This window comes from Gilliamella sp. Nev3-1 (assembly GCF_001690435.1).
In the GTDB taxonomy this organism is placed as follows: domain Bacteria; phylum Pseudomonadota; class Gammaproteobacteria; order Enterobacterales; family Orbaceae; genus Gilliamella; species Gilliamella apicola_C.
Map to the genome: position 1 here is coordinate 78,248 of NZ_LZHN01000088.1, position 22,686 is coordinate 100,933.

The 22,686-nt window shown below is 35.1% G+C and carries 20 protein-coding genes; 3 read left to right on the top strand and 17 right to left on the bottom strand.

Annotation, left to right across the window (positions count from 1 at the left end; translation table 11 throughout):
• Positions 1–64: 64 nt before the first annotated feature.
• The 9 genes from amtB to A9G40_RS13720 all read right to left on the bottom strand — a co-directional run bounded on the left by amtB (position 65) and on the right by A9G40_RS13720 (position 10,268).
• Complete coding sequence (gene amtB, locus A9G40_RS13680) at positions 65–1,345, bottom strand: ammonium transporter AmtB (protein WP_065583467.1); 1,281 nt, start codon at positions 1,343–1,345, stop codon at positions 65–67.
• 21 nt (positions 1,346–1,366) lie between these two features.
• Complete coding sequence (gene glnK / locus A9G40_RS13685) at positions 1,367–1,705, bottom strand: P-II family nitrogen regulator (RefSeq protein ID WP_065568451.1); 339 nt, start codon at positions 1,703–1,705, stop codon at positions 1,367–1,369.
• A 256-nt stretch (positions 1,706–1,961) separates the two neighbouring features.
• On the bottom strand, positions 1,962–3,449 hold the full coding sequence (dgt, locus tag A9G40_RS13690; RefSeq protein ID WP_065583468.1) for a dGTPase: 1,488 nt from the start codon (positions 3,447–3,449) through the stop codon (positions 1,962–1,964).
• A 47-nt stretch (positions 3,450–3,496) separates the two neighbouring features.
• A complete protein-coding gene (gene purK / locus A9G40_RS13695; protein WP_065580861.1) occupies positions 3,497–4,573 on the bottom strand; it encodes a 5-(carboxyamino)imidazole ribonucleotide synthase in 1,077 nt (358 codons plus the stop codon).
• 1 nt (position 4,574) lies between these two features.
• Positions 4,575–5,075: a 5-(carboxyamino)imidazole ribonucleotide mutase gene (gene purE / locus A9G40_RS13700; RefSeq protein ID WP_065568453.1), complete on the bottom strand. Its 501-nt coding sequence runs from the start codon at positions 5,073–5,075 to the stop codon at positions 4,575–4,577.
• A 166-nt stretch (positions 5,076–5,241) separates the two neighbouring features.
• Positions 5,242–5,592, bottom strand: coding sequence for a RidA family protein (locus A9G40_RS13705; RefSeq protein ID WP_065583469.1), 351 nt, complete (start codon positions 5,590–5,592; stop codon positions 5,242–5,244).
• 24 nt (positions 5,593–5,616) lie between these two features.
• Positions 5,617–7,620 (bottom strand): excinuclease ABC subunit UvrB, encoded by a 2,004-nt coding sequence (gene uvrB, locus A9G40_RS13710; protein ID WP_065583470.1) that lies wholly within the window; start codon positions 7,618–7,620, stop codon positions 5,617–5,619.
• A gap of 383 nt (positions 7,621–8,003) precedes the next feature.
• A complete protein-coding gene (gene modF, locus A9G40_RS13715) occupies positions 8,004–9,476 on the bottom strand; it encodes a molybdate ABC transporter ATP-binding protein ModF (RefSeq protein WP_065583471.1) in 1,473 nt (490 codons plus the stop codon).
• Between the two features lie 15 nt (positions 9,477–9,491).
• Complete coding sequence (locus tag A9G40_RS13720; RefSeq protein ID WP_065583472.1) at positions 9,492–10,268, bottom strand: TOBE domain-containing protein; 777 nt, start codon at positions 10,266–10,268, stop codon at positions 9,492–9,494.
• Between the two features lie 294 nt (positions 10,269–10,562).
• On the opposite strand from A9G40_RS13720, the gene modA reads away from it, so the two are divergent.
• From modA to modC, 3 genes are read left to right on the top strand one after another with little or no spacing between them, the layout of a single operon-like run.
• The gene (gene modA, locus A9G40_RS13725; RefSeq protein ID WP_065583473.1) at positions 10,563–11,315 is read left to right on the top strand and encodes a molybdate ABC transporter substrate-binding protein; all 753 of its coding nucleotides are present in this window, start codon (positions 10,563–10,565) and stop codon (positions 11,313–11,315) included.
• Positions 11,316–11,340: 25 nt separating this feature from the next.
• A complete protein-coding gene (gene modB, locus A9G40_RS13730) occupies positions 11,341–12,030 on the top strand; it encodes a molybdate ABC transporter permease subunit (RefSeq protein WP_065583474.1) in 690 nt (229 codons plus the stop codon).
• Positions 12,031–12,036: 6 nt separating this feature from the next.
• Positions 12,037–12,717: a molybdenum ABC transporter ATP-binding protein gene (modC, locus tag A9G40_RS13735; RefSeq protein WP_065583475.1), complete on the top strand. Its 681-nt coding sequence runs from the start codon at positions 12,037–12,039 to the stop codon at positions 12,715–12,717.
• Here modC and A9G40_RS13740 read toward each other — a convergent pair.
• The 8 genes from A9G40_RS13740 to A9G40_RS13785 all read right to left on the bottom strand — a co-directional run bounded on the left by A9G40_RS13740 (position 12,696) and on the right by A9G40_RS13785 (position 22,325).
• Complete coding sequence (locus A9G40_RS13740) at positions 12,696–13,448, bottom strand: UDP-2,3-diacylglucosamine diphosphatase (protein WP_065583476.1); 753 nt, start codon at positions 13,446–13,448, stop codon at positions 12,696–12,698. The two genes, modC and A9G40_RS13740, sit on opposite strands and share 22 nt — an antisense overlap.
• The gene (gene ppiB, locus A9G40_RS13745) at positions 13,441–13,932 is read right to left on the bottom strand and encodes a peptidylprolyl isomerase B (RefSeq protein WP_065568462.1); all 492 of its coding nucleotides are present in this window, start codon (positions 13,930–13,932) and stop codon (positions 13,441–13,443) included. Before ppiB ends, A9G40_RS13740 begins: the two co-directional genes overlap by 8 nt.
• A gap of 58 nt (positions 13,933–13,990) precedes the next feature.
• Positions 13,991–14,848, bottom strand: a complete 858-nt coding sequence (gene folD / locus A9G40_RS13750; RefSeq protein WP_065583477.1) for a bifunctional methylenetetrahydrofolate dehydrogenase/methenyltetrahydrofolate cyclohydrolase FolD — start codon at positions 14,846–14,848, stop codon at positions 13,991–13,993.
• Between the two features lie 59 nt (positions 14,849–14,907).
• On the bottom strand, positions 14,908–15,600 hold the full coding sequence (locus A9G40_RS13755) for a DUF2884 family protein (RefSeq protein ID WP_065583478.1): 693 nt from the start codon (positions 15,598–15,600) through the stop codon (positions 14,908–14,910).
• Positions 15,601–16,385: 785 nt separating this feature from the next.
• Positions 16,386–16,688, bottom strand: a complete 303-nt coding sequence (locus A9G40_RS13760) for a hypothetical protein (protein ID WP_065583479.1) — start codon at positions 16,686–16,688, stop codon at positions 16,386–16,388.
• Between the two features lie 225 nt (positions 16,689–16,913).
• Complete coding sequence (locus A9G40_RS13765; RefSeq protein ID WP_141675280.1) at positions 16,914–18,245, bottom strand: hypothetical protein; 1,332 nt, start codon at positions 18,243–18,245, stop codon at positions 16,914–16,916.
• A 704-nt stretch (positions 18,246–18,949) separates the two neighbouring features.
• Positions 18,950–20,290, bottom strand: coding sequence for a hypothetical protein (locus A9G40_RS13780; RefSeq protein ID WP_065583483.1), 1,341 nt, complete (start codon positions 20,288–20,290; stop codon positions 18,950–18,952).
• Between the two features lie 715 nt (positions 20,291–21,005).
• Complete coding sequence (locus A9G40_RS13785; RefSeq protein ID WP_065583484.1) at positions 21,006–22,325, bottom strand: hypothetical protein; 1,320 nt, start codon at positions 22,323–22,325, stop codon at positions 21,006–21,008.
• Between the last annotated feature and the right edge of the window lie 361 nt (positions 22,326–22,686).

Consider the following 22,686-nt stretch of genomic DNA (forward strand, 5'->3'; position numbering starts at 1 on the left):
CACAACATTATAGCGATAGCAGGAAACAAAAAAGCTCGAAATATGAGCTTTTTTGTGTTTACAGTTAACTATTAAATGCACTTTCACCATGGCTATTGATGTCAAGCCCTTCTCTTTCATGTTCTTCCGATACACGCAAACCAACGCACAGATCTGCAATTTTATAAGAAATAAAAGAAATAACCGTGGTCCAAATTACACAAGTTATAATACTCATCAACTGAATGCCAACTTGGCTTACCATAGTAATACCTTGTGTATAACCGACACCGCCTAATGATTCTGATGCAAATACACCTGTTAATATGCAACCGACGATGCCACATACACCATGTACACCAAATACGTCACAAGTGTCATCAATTTTTAAAATTCGTTTGAGTGTTGATACGCCCCAAACACCAGCAAAACCACAAATAAAGCCAATTAACATAGCCCCACCTACTCCGACTAGACCTGCGGCTGGTGTTACCCCAACTAATCCTGCTATTACACCCGATGCAGAACCAAGACAAGACGGTTTTCCGCGAAAGAACCATTCAGCCAATGTCCATGCTAAAACTGCTGCGGCAGTTGCTGCAACTGTATTAATAAAAGCTAAACCAGCAATTTCGTCAGCATGTGTTGATGAGCCGGCGTTGAAACCAAACCATCCAATATAAAGAATGGCTGCACCAAGATAAACATAAGGTAAGTTAAACGGTTTTAGTGGTTCACGATTATAGCCAATTCGATTTTTGATAAAATAAGCACCAATTATTCCTGCAACCGCTGCATTAATATGTACTACAGTGCCACCTGCAAAATCAAGTGCTCCCTCATCACCTAAGATACCACCACCCCATACCATATGCGCCATAGGAATATACGAAAATGTAAACCATAGCACCATAAAAATGAGTACTGCTGAAAAACGAATCCGTTCAGCAAAAGCTCCCAGAATTAAACAACAGGTAATGCAAGCGAACGATCCTTGGAATGCGACCCAAATTAATTCATAAATAGCTCCTGATACATTATTAATACTTATACCTATTAATAATGCGTGATTCAAATTTCCATAAAACCAGTTACCCTCTCCAAAAGCAAGTGAATAACCATAAACAATCCATAACACAGAAATTAGCGAAAAAACAACCAATACTTGTGTTAACATCGATAACACATTTTTAGAGCGCAATAAACCACCATAAAATAAAGCAATGCCCGGAATAGACATAAAAAGAACTAATGCTGTGCAGATCATCATAAATCCATTATCGGCTTTATCAGCTATGCCAACTTCACCAGCAAAAGCAGAGCTTGAAAATAAAATCGTTAAACATAAAATAGCTTTTTTCAACATAATGATACCCTTAACAATAAATTACAGCGCCGAGTCATCGGTTTCACCAGTGCGTATACGCACTACATGTTCAAGTGCAGTGACAAAAATTTTGCCATCGCCGATTTTGCCAGTATGCGCAGCCTTAGCCACAGTGCTAATAACCTCGTCAAGCTGATCATCGCTAATGGCTAAGTCGATTTTAACTTTAGGTAAAAAATTGACATTATATTCGGCACCACGATATAGCTCTGCATGGCCTTTTTGACGCCCAAAACCTTTAACTTCAGTGACAGTTAATCCTGTAATACCTATATTAGATAACGCTTCTCTAACTTCTTCTAACTTGAAAGGTTTTATAACTACAGTAACTAATTTCATTCAATGCTCCTAATAAATTTGAAATACAAAATGAATAATGCAAAGAACATGCCAGAAATTGATAACTTGAACTAAATTGAATTATTTAAGAAGAATATGGAAGTAGTTGAGGTAAAGATCTAGTCTTAATCGTTTTTACCGATGATGAGTAATATAAATAATCGCGGTTTCTTTAGATATTTTAACTATTAGCCACGCACTAATCTGGTGCCAATGCATATTAGTAGTGCCCAATCATTTAATCAATTGCTACAAACTAGAATGTGACCATTAACTTGCGATATTCATCATAAGCAAAGTGATCGGTCATACCGCTAATATAATCTTGCAATAATCGGCATCGGTAATAAAATTCCATACAAGCGAAACTTGTTTTATTTGAATTAAGTTCGCTGATTGCTTGTTTATAAGCTACACAATGTTTTGAGGATAATTTATGATATAAGCGTGTCTCAATGGGATAATGTTTGTGATGTTGATTGTCAACCAATTTTAAAAAGTCATGAGTTGGCATATTAAGCAATGGACTATAAATATCAAGCAATCCACTAATAATTCGGTACCCTTGAAGTTCAATATTTTCGACCGATTCATGATTGAATACATGTTCAAATCCAACTTTTTTAAAAATATTTAATAACTTATATTCAGCGCTATGATCTTCAAGTAAAGCATGATTAAATGATCCATGATAGATTGCTTCAATATTTTCAATAACACGTTCCGCTGCATGGGGTACCAGCTTACCTATAGTGTTAACACGTAAATACATAAAGAACTGATCAATACCAATAGCATCAAATCCATTCTGTTTTAAGTTCTCATAAGGTCGATTAACAACGGTATCAAACAGATCGTCTTTTTTAACTGGTCCCCATGCTTCTGCTAGGTATGCGTAGAGCTGTTTTACTGTTAGGATTTTCTTTTCAACAGCATCTTCTAGATCTGCAATGCAATATGAGATATCGTCGGCGGCTTCCATAATGTAGGTCAATGGATATCGATGGAACGGTTTAATATCGAGCTGTTTAGATAGCTCTTTTATAAATGGCTCTTCTGATAAATAATAACCTGGTTTTTTCATTAAATAAGAAAATTCAGCCGGCACTTGTTTAGACCAATAGGCCGGTTTGGAATATTTGAGAATTGAGGCAATTTGTGAATAGGTTAAATTAAGACGCAATATTGTATGCACTAATCGAATTGCTTGTGCATTACCTTCAAAATTAGATAGATCTTGGCGGATTTTTATTTTAAGTTTTTTGATTTCATCGGTATCGTTATCATTTATATCAAGCGCACTATAAGCTGTCGGTTTTCCAAGCCCTAGGTGTAACATAAACCATTGATTAATAGCAGCCTCACCAAAATGACCAAATGGGGGATTGCCAATATCGTGCATTAAACAGGCCATCTCAACCAGACTTTCGATAGCCATTACGCAATTATCAAATCCATATTTTTCTAGTTGCCTAGATTTGCTTAGTCGATTGACGATTTCTTTAACAATATAGCGACCCACTTGTTGCACTTCCATAGAATGAGTGAGCCGTGTTCTAACCACTGAATTTCGTTCTAGTGGAAAGACTTGCGTTTTTTGTTGTAATCGACGAATGGCAGCGGAATTAATAATACGCTCGCGATCGCTTTCAAAACAACGCACTATTGAGTACTCATCAGACAGTATTTCACGCTGTTTACTGGCGTAACGCTGATAATTAATTTTTTGGTTGAAGTTGACCATGGATCTACCCTTAAATTTAATCGCCTTGATTGGTTTAACTTACTAAATTACAATAATTTTTGTTTTGCCCATTCAATGCTTATTTGATAATCACAAGGCAATAGCAATATTAAAGTGTCTAATGCTTTTAGCAGTTTGTCAGGTTGATTATGAGTTAAATTTAAATGCCCTACTTTACGCCCAACTCGGACTTCTTTTTCATACCAATGTAGATGAACTAAATCGATAGATAACCAATTAATATTTAATTCTGTACCAATTAAATTAACCATAACCGAAGGTGCAAACACATCAGGTTTAGGTAATGGCAGCCCTAATATAGCTCGAAGATGTAGCTCAAATTGGCTTATTGAGGCACCATTTTGCGTCCAATGTCCACTATTATGCACGCGCGGTGCAAGTTCATTGATCAGTAATTCATCACCAACAATAAAACATTCCATTGCCATTACACCAATATAATTTAATTTATGCATAATGGCAGATAGCATTTTTTCAGCTTTTGCCTGTAATAATGAATGGGAAGCATTAGGTACTGCAACACTCATTTTTAATATGCCATCTTGATGTAAGTTATGGGTAAGAGGATAAAATACTGTTTCACCTTTTGCGTTACGAGCGCCCACTAATGACATCTCTTTGTCAAATGGAATAGCTTGTTCAACAATAGCGTGCTGATAGAGATCATCTGGCACGTTTATTGGGTTATTAACCGAAATTCGCCATTGCCCTCGCCCATCATAACCACCAGTGCGGCGTTTAACAATTAATAGCTCACCCAGTTCGGTAAACAGTTTTTGCCAATCCTGAGATTGATTAAGTAAAAACCATTTGGCGGTAGGTAAACCAAGTTGATCGAGTAGCTGTTTTTGCGTTAAACGATCAGCAATAAGCGGAAAGATATCTCGATTAATAAAATGAGGGTGTTTAGCTAGAATCTGTGTAAATGGTGTATCTGACCAACGTTCTATTTCGGCGGTTATCACTGATTGTTGATATGGAATTGTCGTTGGTTCTTCCTCTAACCCTACAGGGTAGACTTTAATACCTAATGGTTCACCAGCTTGCTTAAGCATTCGTCCTAATTGCCCGTTACCCAGTACACAAACAGATCGAAGTTTCATATTATGCATTCACTCTTGGATCGGGATGATTTAATACATCATCCGTTTGATTTAATCGCCATGTTGATAAACGTTGATAAATAGCTTTATCATGCAAAGCTAAAATTTGCGCAGCAAGTAATGCCGCATTGGCTGCCCCCGATTTGCCTATTGCCAATGTGCCAACAGGAATGCCTTTAGGCATTTGCACAATGGAATATAAGCTATCAACGCCACTTAGGGTAGCAGTTTGCACGGGAACACCGAATACAGGAACGAGTGTTTTGGCTGCTAACATGCCAGGTAAATGGGCAGCACCACCAGCACCCGCAATGATCACATCAAAGCCTTTTTGCTTAGCATCTTCGGCAAAGCGAAATAATTTATCAGGAGTACGGTGAGCAGAAACGATTTCAACATGGTAGGGAATAATCAATGTATCAAGAATATCAGCGGCATGTTGCATTGTATTCCAATCACTTTTAGATCCCATAACAATGGCAATTTTAGGTTGAGTGTGCATAGCAAATGTGAGAATAATTAAAATAGAATGTATGCAAAGTATACACTAAAATTTTGTTAATGGGGATCATAATGGCTTTATCACTTAGCAACAAAAAAACTACAATTAACGAGGTAAAGAAAATGACCTTAGAGGTAGCCGAATAGTATCGGCGATAATAGAAAAACTAGGCTTTTACTGCTGCCACGATTTTAATTTCTATCAAATATTCTTTTTTCATTAACTCAGCTTGCGCTGTACAACGTACTGGTGCACTACCTTTAGCTACCCATTCGTCCCATGCTTTATTCATCCCTGCAAAGTCACTTTTATTAACTAAAAATAATGTTACATCTAATATACGCGTTTTATCACTGTTAGCTCGGGCTAATATTTTGTCAATTTCAGCTAATGCACTTTTGGTTTGCACATAAGCGTCATTTTCAAGATTAGTAGGAACGCTTGTGTAATAAATAACGTTATTATGGATCACAGCTTCAGACCAACGATCATCTGGATCAATTCGAGTTATTGTCATCTTTTTTCCTTGTTAAATGCGCCATCAAGATACTTTTATAAAATCCGCACGTAATTTTTTTATTTCATCACGCAACACACCTGCTTTTTCAAATTCAAGATTTTGAGCAGCTTCATACATCATTGCTTCAAGTTCTTTCACTTTTGCTTGTACTTCTTTAACTGAAACATAATGGTATGGTTTGCCTGGTTCAAATGCCTGTACTTTGGCTGTTGACTTTTTAGTGCTTAAACCTGCTTCTAATATGTCTTTAATTTCTTTGCGTACCGATTTTGGTGTAATGCCATGCGTTGTATTAAAGTCTTCTTGTTTTTTTCGACGGCGAGCAGTTTCGTCAATCGTTTTTTGCATAGCTGGCGTTATTCTATCAGCATACAATATGGCTTTACCATTCACATTTCGAGCTGCGCGCCCAACGGTTTGAATGAGAGAACTTTCCGAGCGCAAAAAACCTTCGCGATCAGCATCTAATATTGCCACTAAAGAGACTTCTGGTATATCTAGCCCTTCTCTTAATAAGTTAATCCCAACGAGTACATCCACTTTTCCTAAGCGTAAATCTCGAATTATTTCCATTCGTTCAACTGTGTTGATATCTGAATGTAAGTATTTTACATTGACACTATGTTCTGACAAATAATCAGTTAAGTTCTCTGCCATACGTTTAGTTAGTGTAGTTACTAATATTCGCTCGTCGTTATTAATACGAATTTTGATTTCAGATAGCAGATCATCAACTTGTGTAGCAACGGGCCTAACCTCGATAATAGGATCGAGCAGCCCCGTAGGCCTAACTACTTGCTCAATGATTTCTCCACCAGATTTTTCTATTTCATATTTGGCTGGTGTTGCTGATACATAAATAGTTTGTGGCATAATATTTTCAAATTCAGTAAACTTTAAAGGTCGATTGTCTAGCGCTGATGGTAAGCGGAATCCATATTCAACCAAATTAAGTTTTCGAGAACGATCACCATTATACATTGCCCCCAATTGCGGAATAGCAACATGAGATTCGTCAATAAACAATAAACCATCTGCTGGCAAGTAATCAAATAACGTTGCAGGTGGATCACCTGGATTGCGTTGAGCTAGAAAGCGTGAGTAATTTTCTATCCCAGAGCAGTAACCAAGTTCACTCATCATTTCAATATCAAATAGTGTTCGCTGGGTTAAACGTTGCTCTTCCAATAGGCGATTATTGTCTAATAACACCTTTTGCCGTTCTTTTAGCTCCTGTTTAATTTGTGCTATGGCATTTTCCATAATATTTCTTGGTGTAACATAGTGCGTTTTAGGATAAATGGTGATTCGCGATACTTCACTAACACTGCTACCTGTTAAAGGATCGAACATTACAATACGATCGACTTCATCATCAAATAGCTCAACACGTACAGCAAGCTCATCAGAGTCAGCAGGAAAAATATCTATCACGTCCCCCCTCACGCGAAACGTACCACGACTAAAGTTTATTTCGTTACGAGTGTATTGCAATTCAGCCAAACGAGTTAAGATTGATCGCTGATCAGTAATCGTGCCTTTTGTTAAGTGCAATATCATCGACATATAAGTTTCTGGCGCACCTAAACCATAAATGGCTGAAACCGAAGCAACGATCACAACATCACGCCGTTCTAATAGTGATTTAGTGGCAGAAAGACGCATTTGTTCTATATGTTCATTGATTGATGCATCTTTTTCAATAAAAGTATCAGTTGATGGCACATAAGATTCAGGTTGATAGTAATCATAATAAGATACAAAATATTCCACCGCATTTTCCGGGAAAAAAGCCTTCATTTCGCCATATAACTGGGCTGCTAATGTTTTATTGGGCGCCAAAATGATTGTAGGGCGGTTATGCTGAGCAATAACATTTGCCATAGTAAATGTTTTACCCGATCCTGTTACCCCTAATAAAGTTTGATGTGCAATTCCGTCATCAAGATTTTGATTAATTTTTTTTATAGCTTCAGGTTGATCACCAGCGGGCTTAAATTCGGAACATAATTTAAAGTTTTTCATTACTCACAACCTAATATTTTACCTATTAATAAAAAATTATCCCCAAAAGGACTTGACCTTCAAAAATCTTCTATTTTTTGTTCAGTTTCCTTTTTAATTTATAAAAAAAACAACAAATGCACCTCTTGATTTATGTTATCTTATTGATATTAAACAAAAAACATTTTTGTGCTTAAGTTACAATCAAATCAAGAAAAATCCTGATAGTGACTGAGGTTAGCGCTTTTTTCAATAAACTATTAACAGAGTTATCCACAGGTAACGGGGATAACTTCATAAGTGTAGCCTTTATAAAATGTTTTCATTTATCAAGATAAATTTTCAAAAAAAAATCCTTTTTATTTTGAAGATCATTTCTATTTTTAACATCAATTTTAATAGATCTAACTAATTATTTTACTTAGCTGTTCAATTTGATATTGATAGCTATGATCAAACTCAGGAACAAAAGTTAATCGATGTGTGATGCATTTTGGGGCATCCTCAGCATGATGGGAAACAAATATCAACTGTGTGTGCCCCTCATTAATTAAACGATCTATCCAGCGTTTTACTAATTCTCTATTAAGATGATCAAGTCCTTGTAACGGTTCATCTAAAATAAGCAGTGTCGGATGTTTGACCAAAGCTCTGGCAATAAGTATTAACCTTTGTTGCCCCCAAGAAAGCGACTGAAACGGTTTATCGGCTTGCGCTTGCAATCCTAGCAATTGTAACCATTCATCAACCAGTTTAGCTTGTTTATCACTTGTTGCTTGGTAAACACCAATCGAATCAAAATAGCCAGACAATAACACGGTTTTAACACTAGAACTAACACGATAATTCAAATGCAGGCTACTGCTCACATAACCGATATGGCGTTTAATATCCCAAATCGTTTCACCCGAACCACGTTTGCGCCCAAATAAAGTAAGATCATTGCTATATCCTTGCGGATGATCGCCTGTTATTAAACTTAATAACGTTGATTTACCTGCGCCATTAGGTCCAACAATTTGCCAATTTTGCTTGGCTTTTACTTGCCAAGTTAATCCATTAATAATTGCTTTATCATCATAATAGACATAACCATTTTTTAATATGACACGATCTAATTGATCGGCTAATGGTGTTGGGGGTTCATCGGCCTCTGGTAAGGACATATTGGGTATATTTTCTAAATCAGCTAATTGCTTAACTATTGTATCGTTTAATATTGTGCGCTTTGTGTCAATTTTCAATAGTTGACAATCGGCTAATATGCCAATATTTTCGATAAAAGTAGGGATCTCGTTAAATCGATTTAAAACAAGAGCAATAGTGACTCCTTGCTTTGCAAGCACTGCAAGTATTTCTACTAAATTTTCACGGGATGCGACATCTAAACCATCAAAAGGTTCATCTAATATTAAAAAATCAGGTTGTTGCATTAGCGCTCGGCAGATTAGCGTTTTACGTGTTTCCCCTGTTGAAAGATATTTAAAACGTCTAAGTAATAAATGTTCAATCCCAAATTGTTGTGCTAGTTGCTGGCAAAGCTCTTGATTACTCATATTTTGTTGAATAATTTGTTTAGTGCTCAGCCCCGTATCATTTTCACCTTCACTTAACATGTCAGTATTGTTTCGCTTCCATTCATCATTAATCAGTTTTTGAAGTTGTTCAAAAGAGATATGAACTATAGATTTAAATTGATTGATAATTTTCCCTGATAATTGTTTTTGTTTGCCTGCCAATGCTTTAGCAAGTACAGATTTACCACTGCCATTACGCCCTACAAAAGCAACATTACCAGCTTGTTGAATTGTTAATGATTCAATAGTAAAAACTTGGTAGTCATTAATTTTAAAATGTGCATTTTCTATCTGTAGCATGATAACCTCATATTACTAAACTAATGTAGTAACAATAATATGTTGTGGATTAATAGATAGTTTAACCTGTTTACCTATAATTAATCTCGATTGCTTAATTTCATTAACTAATTTGCTAGCATAGAGCACTATGCCAGAGGGTAGCGAACAAGCGATTTCACTCCATTTGCCATCAGTCGTGATTTTTTCAATAGTGACCGATAGGCAGTTCTCATTAACATCGTTCAATTCAATTAAGGGAGCTTTAATTAGCAACAAGACTGTTTTATCTGTACCCAACTTTAACCGTTCAATACTTGGTTGAGTGATGTAAGCTTTTAGCTCTGTTTTATTATCACTTAACTGCACAGTAATAAATCCAGCAATCCCACTTGTTTGAATCTGTTTAACAGCACCATATAACTGATTACGTGCACTAGTTTGCAAAGATAAACTGGCTGTGGCTTTTAAAATATCATCTAATGGAATTTTGTCGTCACTAAGAATATTAAATGCTTTTTGTTGTAGATGAGTTAATAATTCATAAAGTTGAATAAACCTAACAGCATAGGCACTTAACTTAGTTCCTCCTCCATTTTTACCACCAATTGCTGTAATTAAAAAAGGCTTAGGCGCTAGCTTGTTAATCTCATTGATAGCGTCCCATGCTGTTTTATAGCTGACACCAATTTCCTTGGCAGCTTGACTTAATGACCCCGTTTGTTCAATAGCTTTTAACAACGCAATGCGCCTCGGGTCGGTAAATAGCTGTTGATGAATATTCAACGTTAATAAAATTTCAGGAGAAAACATAATGTAACACCATGAACAATCAACTAATTAAAGGAAAGAGTAAGGTAATTATTGTAGACCCTTTTTGACATTCCTTCAAAAAAGTTAAAAATCTTATTGGTTGTTTTATAAAAAACCGTTTTATAGAATTTGTTTAATTGTACTTTATAGATAAAGTTTGTTATTATCGATATGTTATTTTTTATATAGCGATTATTAAATATTCTATTGATAACATAAAATTTATTTATAATAATCAATCCAATATATAGCATTGTCAGCCCAAATAAACTTACTATTATTGTGAGGAGTAAAATGAAAAAAGTTATTGGAATTTTGCAAATTATCATAATGATGACAGTAACCTTTTTAGCATCAGCAACCGAAAAAATAACGGTATTCGCTGCTTCGTCATTGACTGATTCTATACAGAATATCGCTGCTATTTATAAAGTTGAACATGAAGATACCGATATTGTGTTTTCATTTGCTTCATCATCAGTATTAGCTAAACAAATTGAACAAGGTGCACCTGCTGATATCTTTATGTCAGCGGATCAAAAGTGGATGACTTACCTTATTGAACATAACGTAGCTAAAAATAAACAAGATCTTTTGAAAAACACATTGGTTCTTATTGCTCCCAAGCAATCGAAATTAAATCATGTTGTTATTAATACTCAAACTGACTGGGAAGCAATTTTACCTAAAGGGGGAAAAATAGCCATTGGCGATCCAGATCATGTTCCTGCTGGGCTTTACGCCAAAGAATCCTTAACCAACTTAGGAATATTTAATAAATTGTCACCACAATTTGCTCCTGCTAGCAATGTACGTGACGCATTGATGTTAGTCGAGCGTAATGAAGCTACGCTTGGTATTGTCTATAGCACAGATGCAAAGGTAAGCGATAAGGTAAAAATTATTGGGACATTCCCTATGGATACTTTTAAGCCTATAGAATATCCCATTACCTTATTGAATCCCAAAGCAAACGATTTTTATCAATATTTAAATTCGCCACAAGCTAAAGCCATTTTTAAACAATACGGTTTTATAATAAAATAATTTATCGCCAAGTGTATTTTGAAATATGTTATTAAGTGAATTTGAATGGCAAACTTTATTACTTAGTTTAAAGATAGCTACTTCGGCAATTGGGTTTAGCTTACCAATAGGAATTTTAACTGCTTGGGTATTAGCCCGCTGTCAATTTTTTGGTAAATCGTTATTTGATAGCATTATACATCTTCCACTTGTTTTACCTCCCGTAGTTTTAGGTTATTTATTGCTAATAACTATGGGCCGGCATGGTGTAATTGGTGAATGGTTAAATAATAATTTTAATATTAGTTTCAGCTTTAATTGGCAGGGGGCAGCTTTAGCTTCGGCGGTGGTAGCTTTTCCGCTAATGGTTCGATCAATTCGTTCAGCCATTGAATCGATTGATATCCGCCTTGAAAACGTAGCGCGTACTCTTGGTGCTCATAAATGGCGGGTGTTTATAACTATCACGTTACCTTTAGCTGTTCCTGGCATTTTAATGGGGATGGTGCTAGGTTTTGCACGTTGTTTAGGAGAATTTGGTGCAACCATTACGTTCGTATCAAATATTCAAGGTGAAACCCGCACCTTACCTCTCGCAATGTATACATTTCTGCAAATTCCCAATGGTGAACACAGTGCACTACGGCTTTGTATTATTTCAGTTGTGTTATCACTAATTGCACTTTTTTTATCCGAATTGTTAAATCGTTGGCATAAAAACAAAATTGTAGGATAATAACTCATGTTACAAATACAAATTAGCAAACAACTGGCTTCATTTTCGTTCCAATTCAAGCATGACATAAAATGTCAAGGTATCACCGCTATTTTAGGGGTTTCTGGATCGGGAAAATCCACACTAATTAACCTTATTAATGGGTTAATTAAGCCTGATCATGGCTATATTCAACTAAATAATACTCTTCTGGCTGATTGCAATAGACATCTTTTTATTGCCCCAGAAAATAGGCAGATTGGCACCATTTTTCAAGATGCATTACTTTTCCCTCATTATAAAGTTATAAAAAACCTTACTTATGGAGCTAAGAATTTAAATCTGTCAAAATTTGACGAAATCGTCAATGTGCTTAATATTCGTTCATTATTAAATCGTTATCCAGCCACTTTGTCTGGTGGCGAAAAGCAACGAGTGGCAATAGGTCGAGCGCTATTAACCAACCCGTTATTGCTATTGATGGATGAACCACTTTCGGCGCTTGATATGCCAAGAAAAAAGGAATTATTAATCTATATTAAAAAATTATCCAATGAGTTAAATATACCCATTATTTATGTGACCCATAATATTAATGAAGTTAAACAGATAGCCAATAATGTGGCAATATTAGATCAAGGGAAGCTGATTGAATTTGGTAAGGTCGAGCATGTGTTACAAAGTGATTATTTGAAAGAATGGCTATAAAGCTCCAAAGTATTGCTATCTTGTGATTGCTTAATGTATGTCACACCATCATGCCATGCGCCAAGAACAAGGCGAGTTGCACTGCGCCCTTCAATTTGAAAATGGTGAGTTGCAGGTTTATGTGTATGACCATGCACCATAATATCAGCTTTATGCTCTGTCATCATCTTAACCACAGCGTGTTGATTTACATCCATAATAGTTCCAGATTTTATTTGATTATGTTGGCTACTTTTTTGTCGTAGCTTAGCCGCAATTTTTAGTCGAAGGAACAAAGGCAGTAATAAAAACAGTTTTTGTAACCATTTATTATGCATGATTTTTCTAAACTTTTGATACTGAGAATCGTCAATACATAATAAATCACCATGTAAAAATACGATATTTGTTTCTTGATTAGGTAAACAATTAATTTCTGGCAATATAGTCATATCACATTGCTGAGCATACTTTTTACCTAATAGAAAATCGCGGTTTCCATGCACAAAATATTTAGTGATGCCTCGTTTTGATAACCAGCACAATGCTTGGACAACTTGTTGATGTAATTCAGTCTTTACATCATCACCAACCCAATAATCAAAAAGATCGCCTAAAATATAAAGCTCACAATTTTCAGGTAAGGTATCTAGAAAAGACAAAAAACCTGCGGTTATATCGCTATAACCAGAAGCAGGTTTATTATCTGCTAGATGAATATCTGCAATAAAATAACGAGCTGGATTATTCAACCGTTACACTCGTAATAATAATATCTTCAACAGGAACGTCTGAATGCATGCCACTGCGCCCTGTTTTTACAGCTTTTATTTTATCAACCACATCAAGCCCATCAGTGACTTGTGCAAACACGCAATAGCCATAACCATTAACGTCAGCAGAACGGAAGTTGAGATAATCATTATCAACTACATTGATAAAAAATTGAGCTGTCGCAGAGTGTGGATCTGATGTGCGCGCCATCGCTAATGTACCACGATCATTTTTTAAACCATTATCTGCTTCGTTTTTAATAGGCGCATTCGTCTTTTTCTGCTTCATGCCTGGTTCAAAACCGCCACCTTGAATCATGAAATTATTAATAACACGATGGAAGATTGTATTGTTATAAAAACCAGCTTTACAATATTCAACAAAATTTTTGACGGTTTCAGGGGCTTTATCGTCAAAAGTTTTGATCTTAATATCACCTAAATTAGTGTGAAATATAATCATTACATATTCCTTATTTTTATTTAATGTACATCTTTCTATAAAATTTAATGAGTCGGGGTCAATTTGGCTTACTAAATTTTTCACATGCTTCAAGCGTGTTACTCATTAACATAGCAACAGTCATTGGACCAACACCACCCGGAACAGGTGTGATCCATCCAGCTCTTTCAACAGCCACATCAAACTCTACATCACCTGCTAATTTACCATTCGACAAACGATTGATACCAACATCAATCACAATTGCTCCTGGTTTAATCCATTCACCTTTAACATAATTTGGAATACCGACACCTGCAACCACTATATCTGCATTATTGACATGCTTTGCTAAATCAACGGTACGGCTATGGGTAATGGTAGTTGTACAACCTAATAGCAACAATTCTAATGCCATTGGACGACCAACAATGCTTGATGCTCCTACAACAGTTGCATTTAAACCTGATAAATTTATCCCCGTTGATTCTAGCATTTTAACCACACCATATGGCGTACACGGGCGTAAAATAGGATCGCGTTGTAGTAAGTGTCCAATATTATATGGATGAAAACCATCAACATCTTTACTTGGATCGATACGTTCAAGGACTTTTGTTTTATCAATATTATCAGGTAAAGGGAGTTGCACTAAAATACCATGCACATCTGGGCGTTGATTAAGCTCATCAATTAATGCCAGTAACTCATCGGTAGTTGCCGATAAAAAGTCATAAGCAAAGGAAGCAAAGCCAACGTCATCACAAGCTTTTTGTTTATTTTTAACATAGATTTTCGATGCAGGATCTGAGCCAACTTGAATCACAGCCAAACCTGGAACAGATAGACCTTTTTCAATGCGTGTTTTAACTTTATTAACAATATCCGTTCGTATTTGTTGTGCCAATGCTTTTCCATCAATAATATGTGCAGTCATAAGCTTCCGTTTAGCTATCTTAGTCGTGTTATCATTTTCGCAAAAGTTTTTATTAATGTCTATTTACTTGTGAATTGATTGTTAAGTTGAGTTAATATTAGAGTATATTGCTCATCAATATCTGTTATAACTGAACAAATATGTGCATCAAAAGCTTTTAATTTAGGCTTTTGAGCTTTCCACTCATTTTTAGAAATTTGTTTGATTGTGGCTAAATTCTTAAAAAAATTAAAATGCAAAATACTGCCACCCACGACATTATAGAAAATGCGCTGACCAATATCTTCACCCTCTTTTTTTAGATTATTAAAATTTTGGTAGGAAAATCGAGTATAACCATTTTCAGTAATAATCGCAGTATGTAGCAACTTAACTAAACGTTTATATAACTTATTTAACTCTCCTTTGAGTTCATTATCATCACTCAACTGATTTTTTATTGCTTTTTCAAACACCTCTTTAACTTCAGTTAAAAGATTTACTGATTGTACCTCTAAAAGAGGTAGCTGTTGGCGTAATTCATGTTGAAATTGAGTGAGTTCTTTTTGTAATGAAGGGTTAAGTATTGCTAATTTTTCATTTAAGATAACACGACCATTTTGAGTTATAGTTAAATCATTTTTTTTATTAAAAATATGTACACTTTCTTTACTTATCGTGATGTTGTAACTAGGTTTAACTCCACACTCTTTTCTAGCGGCAAAAACGGAAACAGGAAAGAATAAAACAATTAATAGTAAATATTTCAACATATTTATACCCAATTAGTTAATCATATAGATTATAACTTCTAACAGGTAAGAAACATAATGAAATTCAATGAGAATTATAATCTTAAACGGCTATAAATGTACTTATAACAAGCGAGCTGAATCTAGCTTGGATTTTAATTAGGCTCATATGTTTCAAAATAGAAATAGAAAATTTAACATAAAAAAACACACCTGCTACAATTTCATTAATGTATTGTTTTATTGTAAAAAAACCAAAAAGGAATTGCCCTGATAAAATTTCTACCTATAAGAAAATTAATGAGAAAATATTTGGCACTTGTACCAATAAAAACAAAACAACATTAGCATGTATTATTTAGCCTATATTTGTAAATAGGGACTATTTATTGCTTTTTGCTTCGGTTTGCGATTTTGGCTAAATTTATTTAGATCATTCATAATACTATCTTCTTTTGGTTTTGCCTGTACCTTGTGGAATTATCTCGCACATTTGCATGAAATTTTAGTAAGAATGGGGGTATCCTTCCCTACTTTTTAGCTGTTTGAAGAAAACTACACTTTATCTAGCTTACTAGGCATAATTCAAATAAAAGCTATGTAGATTTGATACAAATTTTGTTGAATTGCTTCAAACTTATTGTAAATAAGATTTCAGGTAATTATATGTTTAAGTAAAAAATCCATACAATAAATAATAATAAATTAAGATTATCATTTATGCTTAAGTTTTACTAAATGAAGAACCTTATTATCATTTTAGCTTTGCTACAGACAGCTTTAAAGCTTTATCAATAACTGCTGCCTTAAGCTTTTAATAAGTTATCGGTAATCATGTTGCCATTCATCCCTAGTTGCCAATTTATTAAAAACACGACTTGTTGCGGATTTAAGTGAAATAATTTAAATGAATTTTGAATATGATGCTTCGCTTTTTTATACAGCTCAGGCTTCCCTACAAATAGATGATTAAGCCAGTTTATATGATACGTTAATTCAAAATCACTAGCAACTTCATACCCGATGGTTTTTTGAGCATTGTTGAACCGTAATGTAAAATTCTGTTTTGGGAATACACAATAAACAATTCTGTAATTTTTCAATTGCATTTAAAGATATTTCCAACTTTCGTTGATATAATTCATTAATAATATATGAAGATTGTTTATAAACTCTAAAAAAACCTTTATCAAGTATTGCTTATTTTTTGGCAAAATTAATTTTCATTTTTTATGAATACTTTTTGGGCTAGATAACGCTACTGCGTTATCTTACTGGCTACTGGATTATAACCATCATACTGGTCACTGATGACTAGTTTTCAATTTAATTCTTTATTCTTTACAGGCAACAGAAACGCCTCCGGCTGGCAATCGCCACCCAATCCAACCATCATGACTATGAACTACATAGTGACTGGAGCTTGTCGGCGACCCATTAAATTTATCTTTAGTCCAATAATGAACACCAAATAGCCAACCAGAATCAGGATAAGTCACTTGATCTGACCATCCCCACTCTGCGAAAAGCGATTGACCTATTGATCGAGTATAAGCATTTGATAAAAAATCGTCTCCAGCATTTTCAAACGACGCTTCATTCCCCACTAGCTCAGATCGAGGAGAATTAGACATTTGCAGGCGAGTCAGCATATTTTGTTCACCACCACAACGTATTTTTGCCTCTTCAAATGATCCCCCAAAATTACCTTGAGGTATGGCCCAAATACTTCTTGGATCAAATGTATAATCGATTTTAACTTGGGTATCTCGAAGCAAAGTGGCACGAACTGTTATTGGACCTGCTGGCTTCTTGTTTAAAATCACATAACCTTTAGTTGTATCTATGGCAACTTGTCCACCATTGTCATTTACAATACTATATTTGTAATCACTTTGTGCACCAGTCATTACTAACTGAAATTTAGCACCAGGAAAGCCTGTTGTGGGAAAAGTGCTTGATGACACAGTTGGTTTAGCTTTAAAACCATAATTTGGCACATAATCTTGAGTATAACCTCCGCCCGCAGAATTGCGTTGTGCATAGTTTGGATCATTCCAAAAATAGCGCCCAATATCATCCACACCATCCCATTGATGCTCTGGTTTTTTTTCTAAAGAATAAGGTTTAGCATAGCAAATTTGTGTTCTAGCCGCTATTTGGTACGTTTTGGTTAATGTAATAGATTTACTTTCTTTTGGGATGCCATACGCCGAATATGCTTTAACATTGGTTTTAATGATCAGTTTTAATGGCATTGCATAACCACTGCCGCAACCCATGATTTTTTTCTTATCATCACCCTCTATCCGTTTTCCCGTATTGTCGTACCACCAATAATAGGTCGTTTCTAATTTAAACGGAACACTCGGATCGGCATTATCGCCATCAATATCACGATAATTTTTCACTTTATCCAAATTCTTGGAATCATATCTTGAAATCACAAAGTCATTAAACGTTAAATTGCCGTCAAATTCCTTAATTTCACCCGTTTTTATATTACCATTTGCTTCACTATAAAAAACACCGTTAACCGTAAAACCTTGCTTATCTGCACTGGATAACGCGATAACCTCTGGCGCATTGCCTATAATAACGTTTGTTGTAGTGGCAGTTAATATGGCATGCGATGAACTTACTATTGCCAATTGCGATAATAACACAAAACTCGTTTTAGTTAGTTTCGGTTTTAAGCAAGCTGCAAGTGCCGTTATTTTTGTTATAAAATCAGGTTTAAATGGGAAGAAGGTAAAATTAAAAGAAGATAAAACTAAATACCAAAAGCTTGAACCAAGTACAGAATACTGACTACCATTAGGAAAATGCTCTGTGCTCTGTGCTCTGTGCTCTGTGCTCTGTGCTCTGTGCTCTGTGCTCTGTGCTCTGTGCTCTGTGCTCTGTGCTCTGTTTCATATCGTATTTTATCATATTTTCATCATCCTCTATACTCTTTTTTACTGATTTATTTATATAAGCAGTTAGTTTTAATTTACTGACAATGCAAATTTGTAATGCATTATACAATAATATCAACCTTATTTTAAAAGAATAATACGTTTATGTTGCCAACTTTTTTGTAAAGTTTTATTAAGAAGTAAATAGAATTGCCTAATAAGGCATTTTAAATTTTAATGGTTATCACATAGATAACACACTAATTTTATACTAAAACATTACATTATCTCTATAATTTTTAATTTAAAAATAATTAGTTGCGTTAGAAGATAGACTAATTTGTTATAAGCACGGAAAAATAACCTCTCATAAAACAACAGTGCACATTCTAGCACTGTCGTAAGATCTATTTTTAACCGTTAAAATTATATATTTAAAATATAGCTAAATATTTTTTTATATGCCAAAGTGATTAACGTTTACACGCTATCTTGCTAGTATCTCCTTTTTCTGCCTCAAGCACAGAAACGTAACCGGATAAATTAACTGTAAAATAAATATTATATTGAGCATTGTTTATTTCTCGCGTCCAATAAAGAATATAGTAAGTATTTTCTATAGGCCAATTAGATTCAGGGTAGTTTATGCCAGATACCCATCCCCATTCGCCCATAATTGAACCACCAATCGATCGAGTAAAACTGTTTGGGTAAACACTCCAATTTTCATTTTCTGCAACATTAATAGCTGGAGAATTAGTATAGTCTTTACGTAAAGGTATATTTTTGATTCCACCGCACAAATTTATTGCATCGGATAATGTGATATTTTCATTTTTTTGAGGCTCTAGCCACACAATAGTAGGGTTAAATCTATAATCACGGATGATAGAAGTATCTCTTTTTAAAGTTGCCCTCACAGTGACATTTCCAACAGGTTTGCTCATAAGTTTTACAACGCCATTATGATCAACTGAAATATCTCCTCCTCCATTGTTAATTACTTGGTAATGGTAATCCGTTTGTGCACCAGTCATCACTAATTGAAATTTGGCGCCTGGGAACCCAGTTGTTGGAAAAAATTGCTTATTTGCGGTTATAGGATTAACTTTAAACCCAAAAAAAGGAACATAATCAGCACTATATCCTCCACCATGAACTGGATGGCGACTTATATTAGCTGCGTTCCAAGCCCAAGGCCCAGAGATCGGAGATGTAATGCTCGGATCATATGAGCGCCATTGCTGGTTTTTGGAAATTACTATATCATTTGGTTTAGCATAGCAAATTTGTGTTCTAGGCGCTATTTGATACGTTTTGGTTAGAGTAATAGGTTCACTTTCTTTTGGGATCCCATACGCCGAATATGCTTTGACATTAGTTTTAATGATGAGTTTTAATGGCATTGCATAACCACTACCACAGCCTATGATTTTTTTCTTATCATCACCCTCTATCCGTTTTCCTGTATTGTCGTACCACCAATAATAGGTCGTTTCTAATTTAAACGGAACACTCGGATCAGCATTATCACCATCAATATCACGATAATTTTTCACTTTATCCAAATTCTTGGAATCATATCTTGAAATCACAAAGTCATTAAACGTTAAATTGCCGTCAAATTCCTTAATTTCACCCGTTTTTATATTACCATTTGCTTCACTATAAAAAACACCGTTAACCGTAAAACCTTGCTTATCTGCACTGGATAACGCGATAACCTCTGGCGCATTGCCTATAATAACGTTTGTTGTAGTGGCAGTTAATATGGCATGAGATGAACTTGCTATTGCCAATTGAGATAATAGCACTAAACTCGTTTTAGTTAGTTTCGGTTTTAAGCAAGCTGCAAGTGCCGTTATTTTGGTTATAAAATCAGGTTTAAATGGGAAGAAAGTAAAATTAAAAGAAGATAAAACTAAATGCCAAAAGCTTGAATCAAATACAGAATACTGACTACCAATAGTTAGGAAAATGCTCGGTGCTCGGTGCTCGGTGCTCGGTGCTCGGTGCTCGGTGCTCGGTGCTCGGTGCTCGGTGCTCGGTGCTCGGTGCTCGGTGCTCGGTGCTCGGTGCTCGGTTTCAAGTTGTATTTTACCATATTATTATCATTCCTCATACTTATTTTTAATTTTTTATATAATATAAATAGTTAGCTTAATCTAACAAGCAATCAAAATTTATAGCATATTACATAAATAAAATAACCTAACCCTATTTTAGATGAAAATGCATTGTATGTTATCAACTTTTTTGTAAAGTTTTGTTAAGCACCCATTTATTAAATGCAGATAAAAATCAGCATATGATTGTTGTGTCATAAAAATGAAATAAAGATAATATCCCCTTTGCTGGAAGATATTCTTGCCCATCTCAACTTACCGAAAATGAATCATCTATTAAAATTTAAACACTTAACCCAATATCACTTATAAGTATGCAATCAATTTGCTTTAGCTACTACGGCTAAGTGAAAATGGCACCTTAAACTAGATAAGGCACCTACAACAGCTTAGGCCATTAACACTATCCCCTACAGGCTACATAATTAATCCACGTTTCATCTCCTTCACCAACATGGCCTGAATCAGCATAGACATGATAATGCCTTTCCGAATAATCCGATCTGTTTCCTGTCCAATAAACACCATTTCGCCATTGGGAGTCAGGATAAGCCTTTTGATTGATAAATCCCCACTCACTAAATAGTGAACCATCAATAGCTCGCGTTAAAATCCCGCCCCAAAAAACGGCAGGATCATCTTTTTCAAAAGTAAAAGGAGCATTAGTTAGCTCATATCTACCCAGAACATTATTAATACCCCCACACTTTTGCCAAGCACTTTCCTTATGCGCTTTAAAATCGCCTTGAGGTATAGCCCAAACAGACGTTGGCGTAAAACTATAATCATGATTAATCGATGAATTTCTCTTTAATGTCGCCCTTACTGTGACTGTTCCCGTCGGTTTACTTATTAATTTAACCATACCATCTTGATCAATCGAAACTCCACTTCCTGGGTTATTAATGATTTGATAGCGATAATCAGTTTGAGCTCCTGTCATTAGTAATTGAAATTTAGCGCCAGGAAAACCTGTAGTTGGAAATTTTCTACCTCCAGACACCGTAGTAACCACTTTAAAACCATAATCTGGCACATAATCTTGGGTATAACCTCCACCACCTTTTGAGCGTGTCCGACCATCTGAAGCGTTCCAATACATTAGATAATGTAAATCTGGATTATCACCAGGTTTACCCCATTGGCGATCGGGATAAATGATCGCGCCATTTGGTTTGGCATAACATAATTCAGATCTCGATGCTATTTGATATGTTTTAGCTAATGTACTAGGTTTACTTTCTTTTGGGATCCCATACTCAGAATAGGTTTTTACTTTTGTTTGAATTATCAATTTTAATGGCATTGAAAAACCGCTTCCACAACCTATAATTTTTTTCTTATCATCACCAGTTATGCGTTTTCCGCTATTGTCATACCACCCATAACTAGTCATTTCTACTTTAAATGGTTGCTGAGGATCGGCATTATCACCATCGATATCGCGATAATTTTTCACCCTATCTAAGTTTGTTGGTGCATAAGTTGCCACTTTAAAATCATTAAGCGTTAAGTTACCATCAAATTCTTTCACTTCACTAGACTTTATAGTGCCACTCGCCTCACTGTAAAAAACACCATTAACCGTAAAACCATGTTTATCTGCACTTGATAACGCAACCACTTGCGGTGCATTCCCTGTAATAATCTGACTTGAAGTTGCTGTTAGTATTGCATTAGCATAGCCAACGTATATCCATTGTAATAATAAGATTAACCCCATTATTTGAGTAAGTTTCGGTTTTGAGTGAGCTATGAGTGCCGTTATTTTGGCAACAAAGTGAGATTTGCAATGGAAGTGTTTAAAACAAAAAAGTAACACTAAAGATAAAACGTTTTGCTGTAATATCAAAGTTGAAAATAAAAAAATTAACAAAATGCCCGATGCCCGATGCCCGATGCCCGATGCCCGATGCCCGATGCCCGATGCCCGATGCCCGATTTTAAGTTATATTTTACCATATTATTAGCACCCCTCATACTTATTTTTAATTTTTTATCTATATAATATAAATGGTTAGCTTAATCTAACAAGCAATCAAAATTTATAGCATATTATATACGTAAAATAACCTAACCCTATT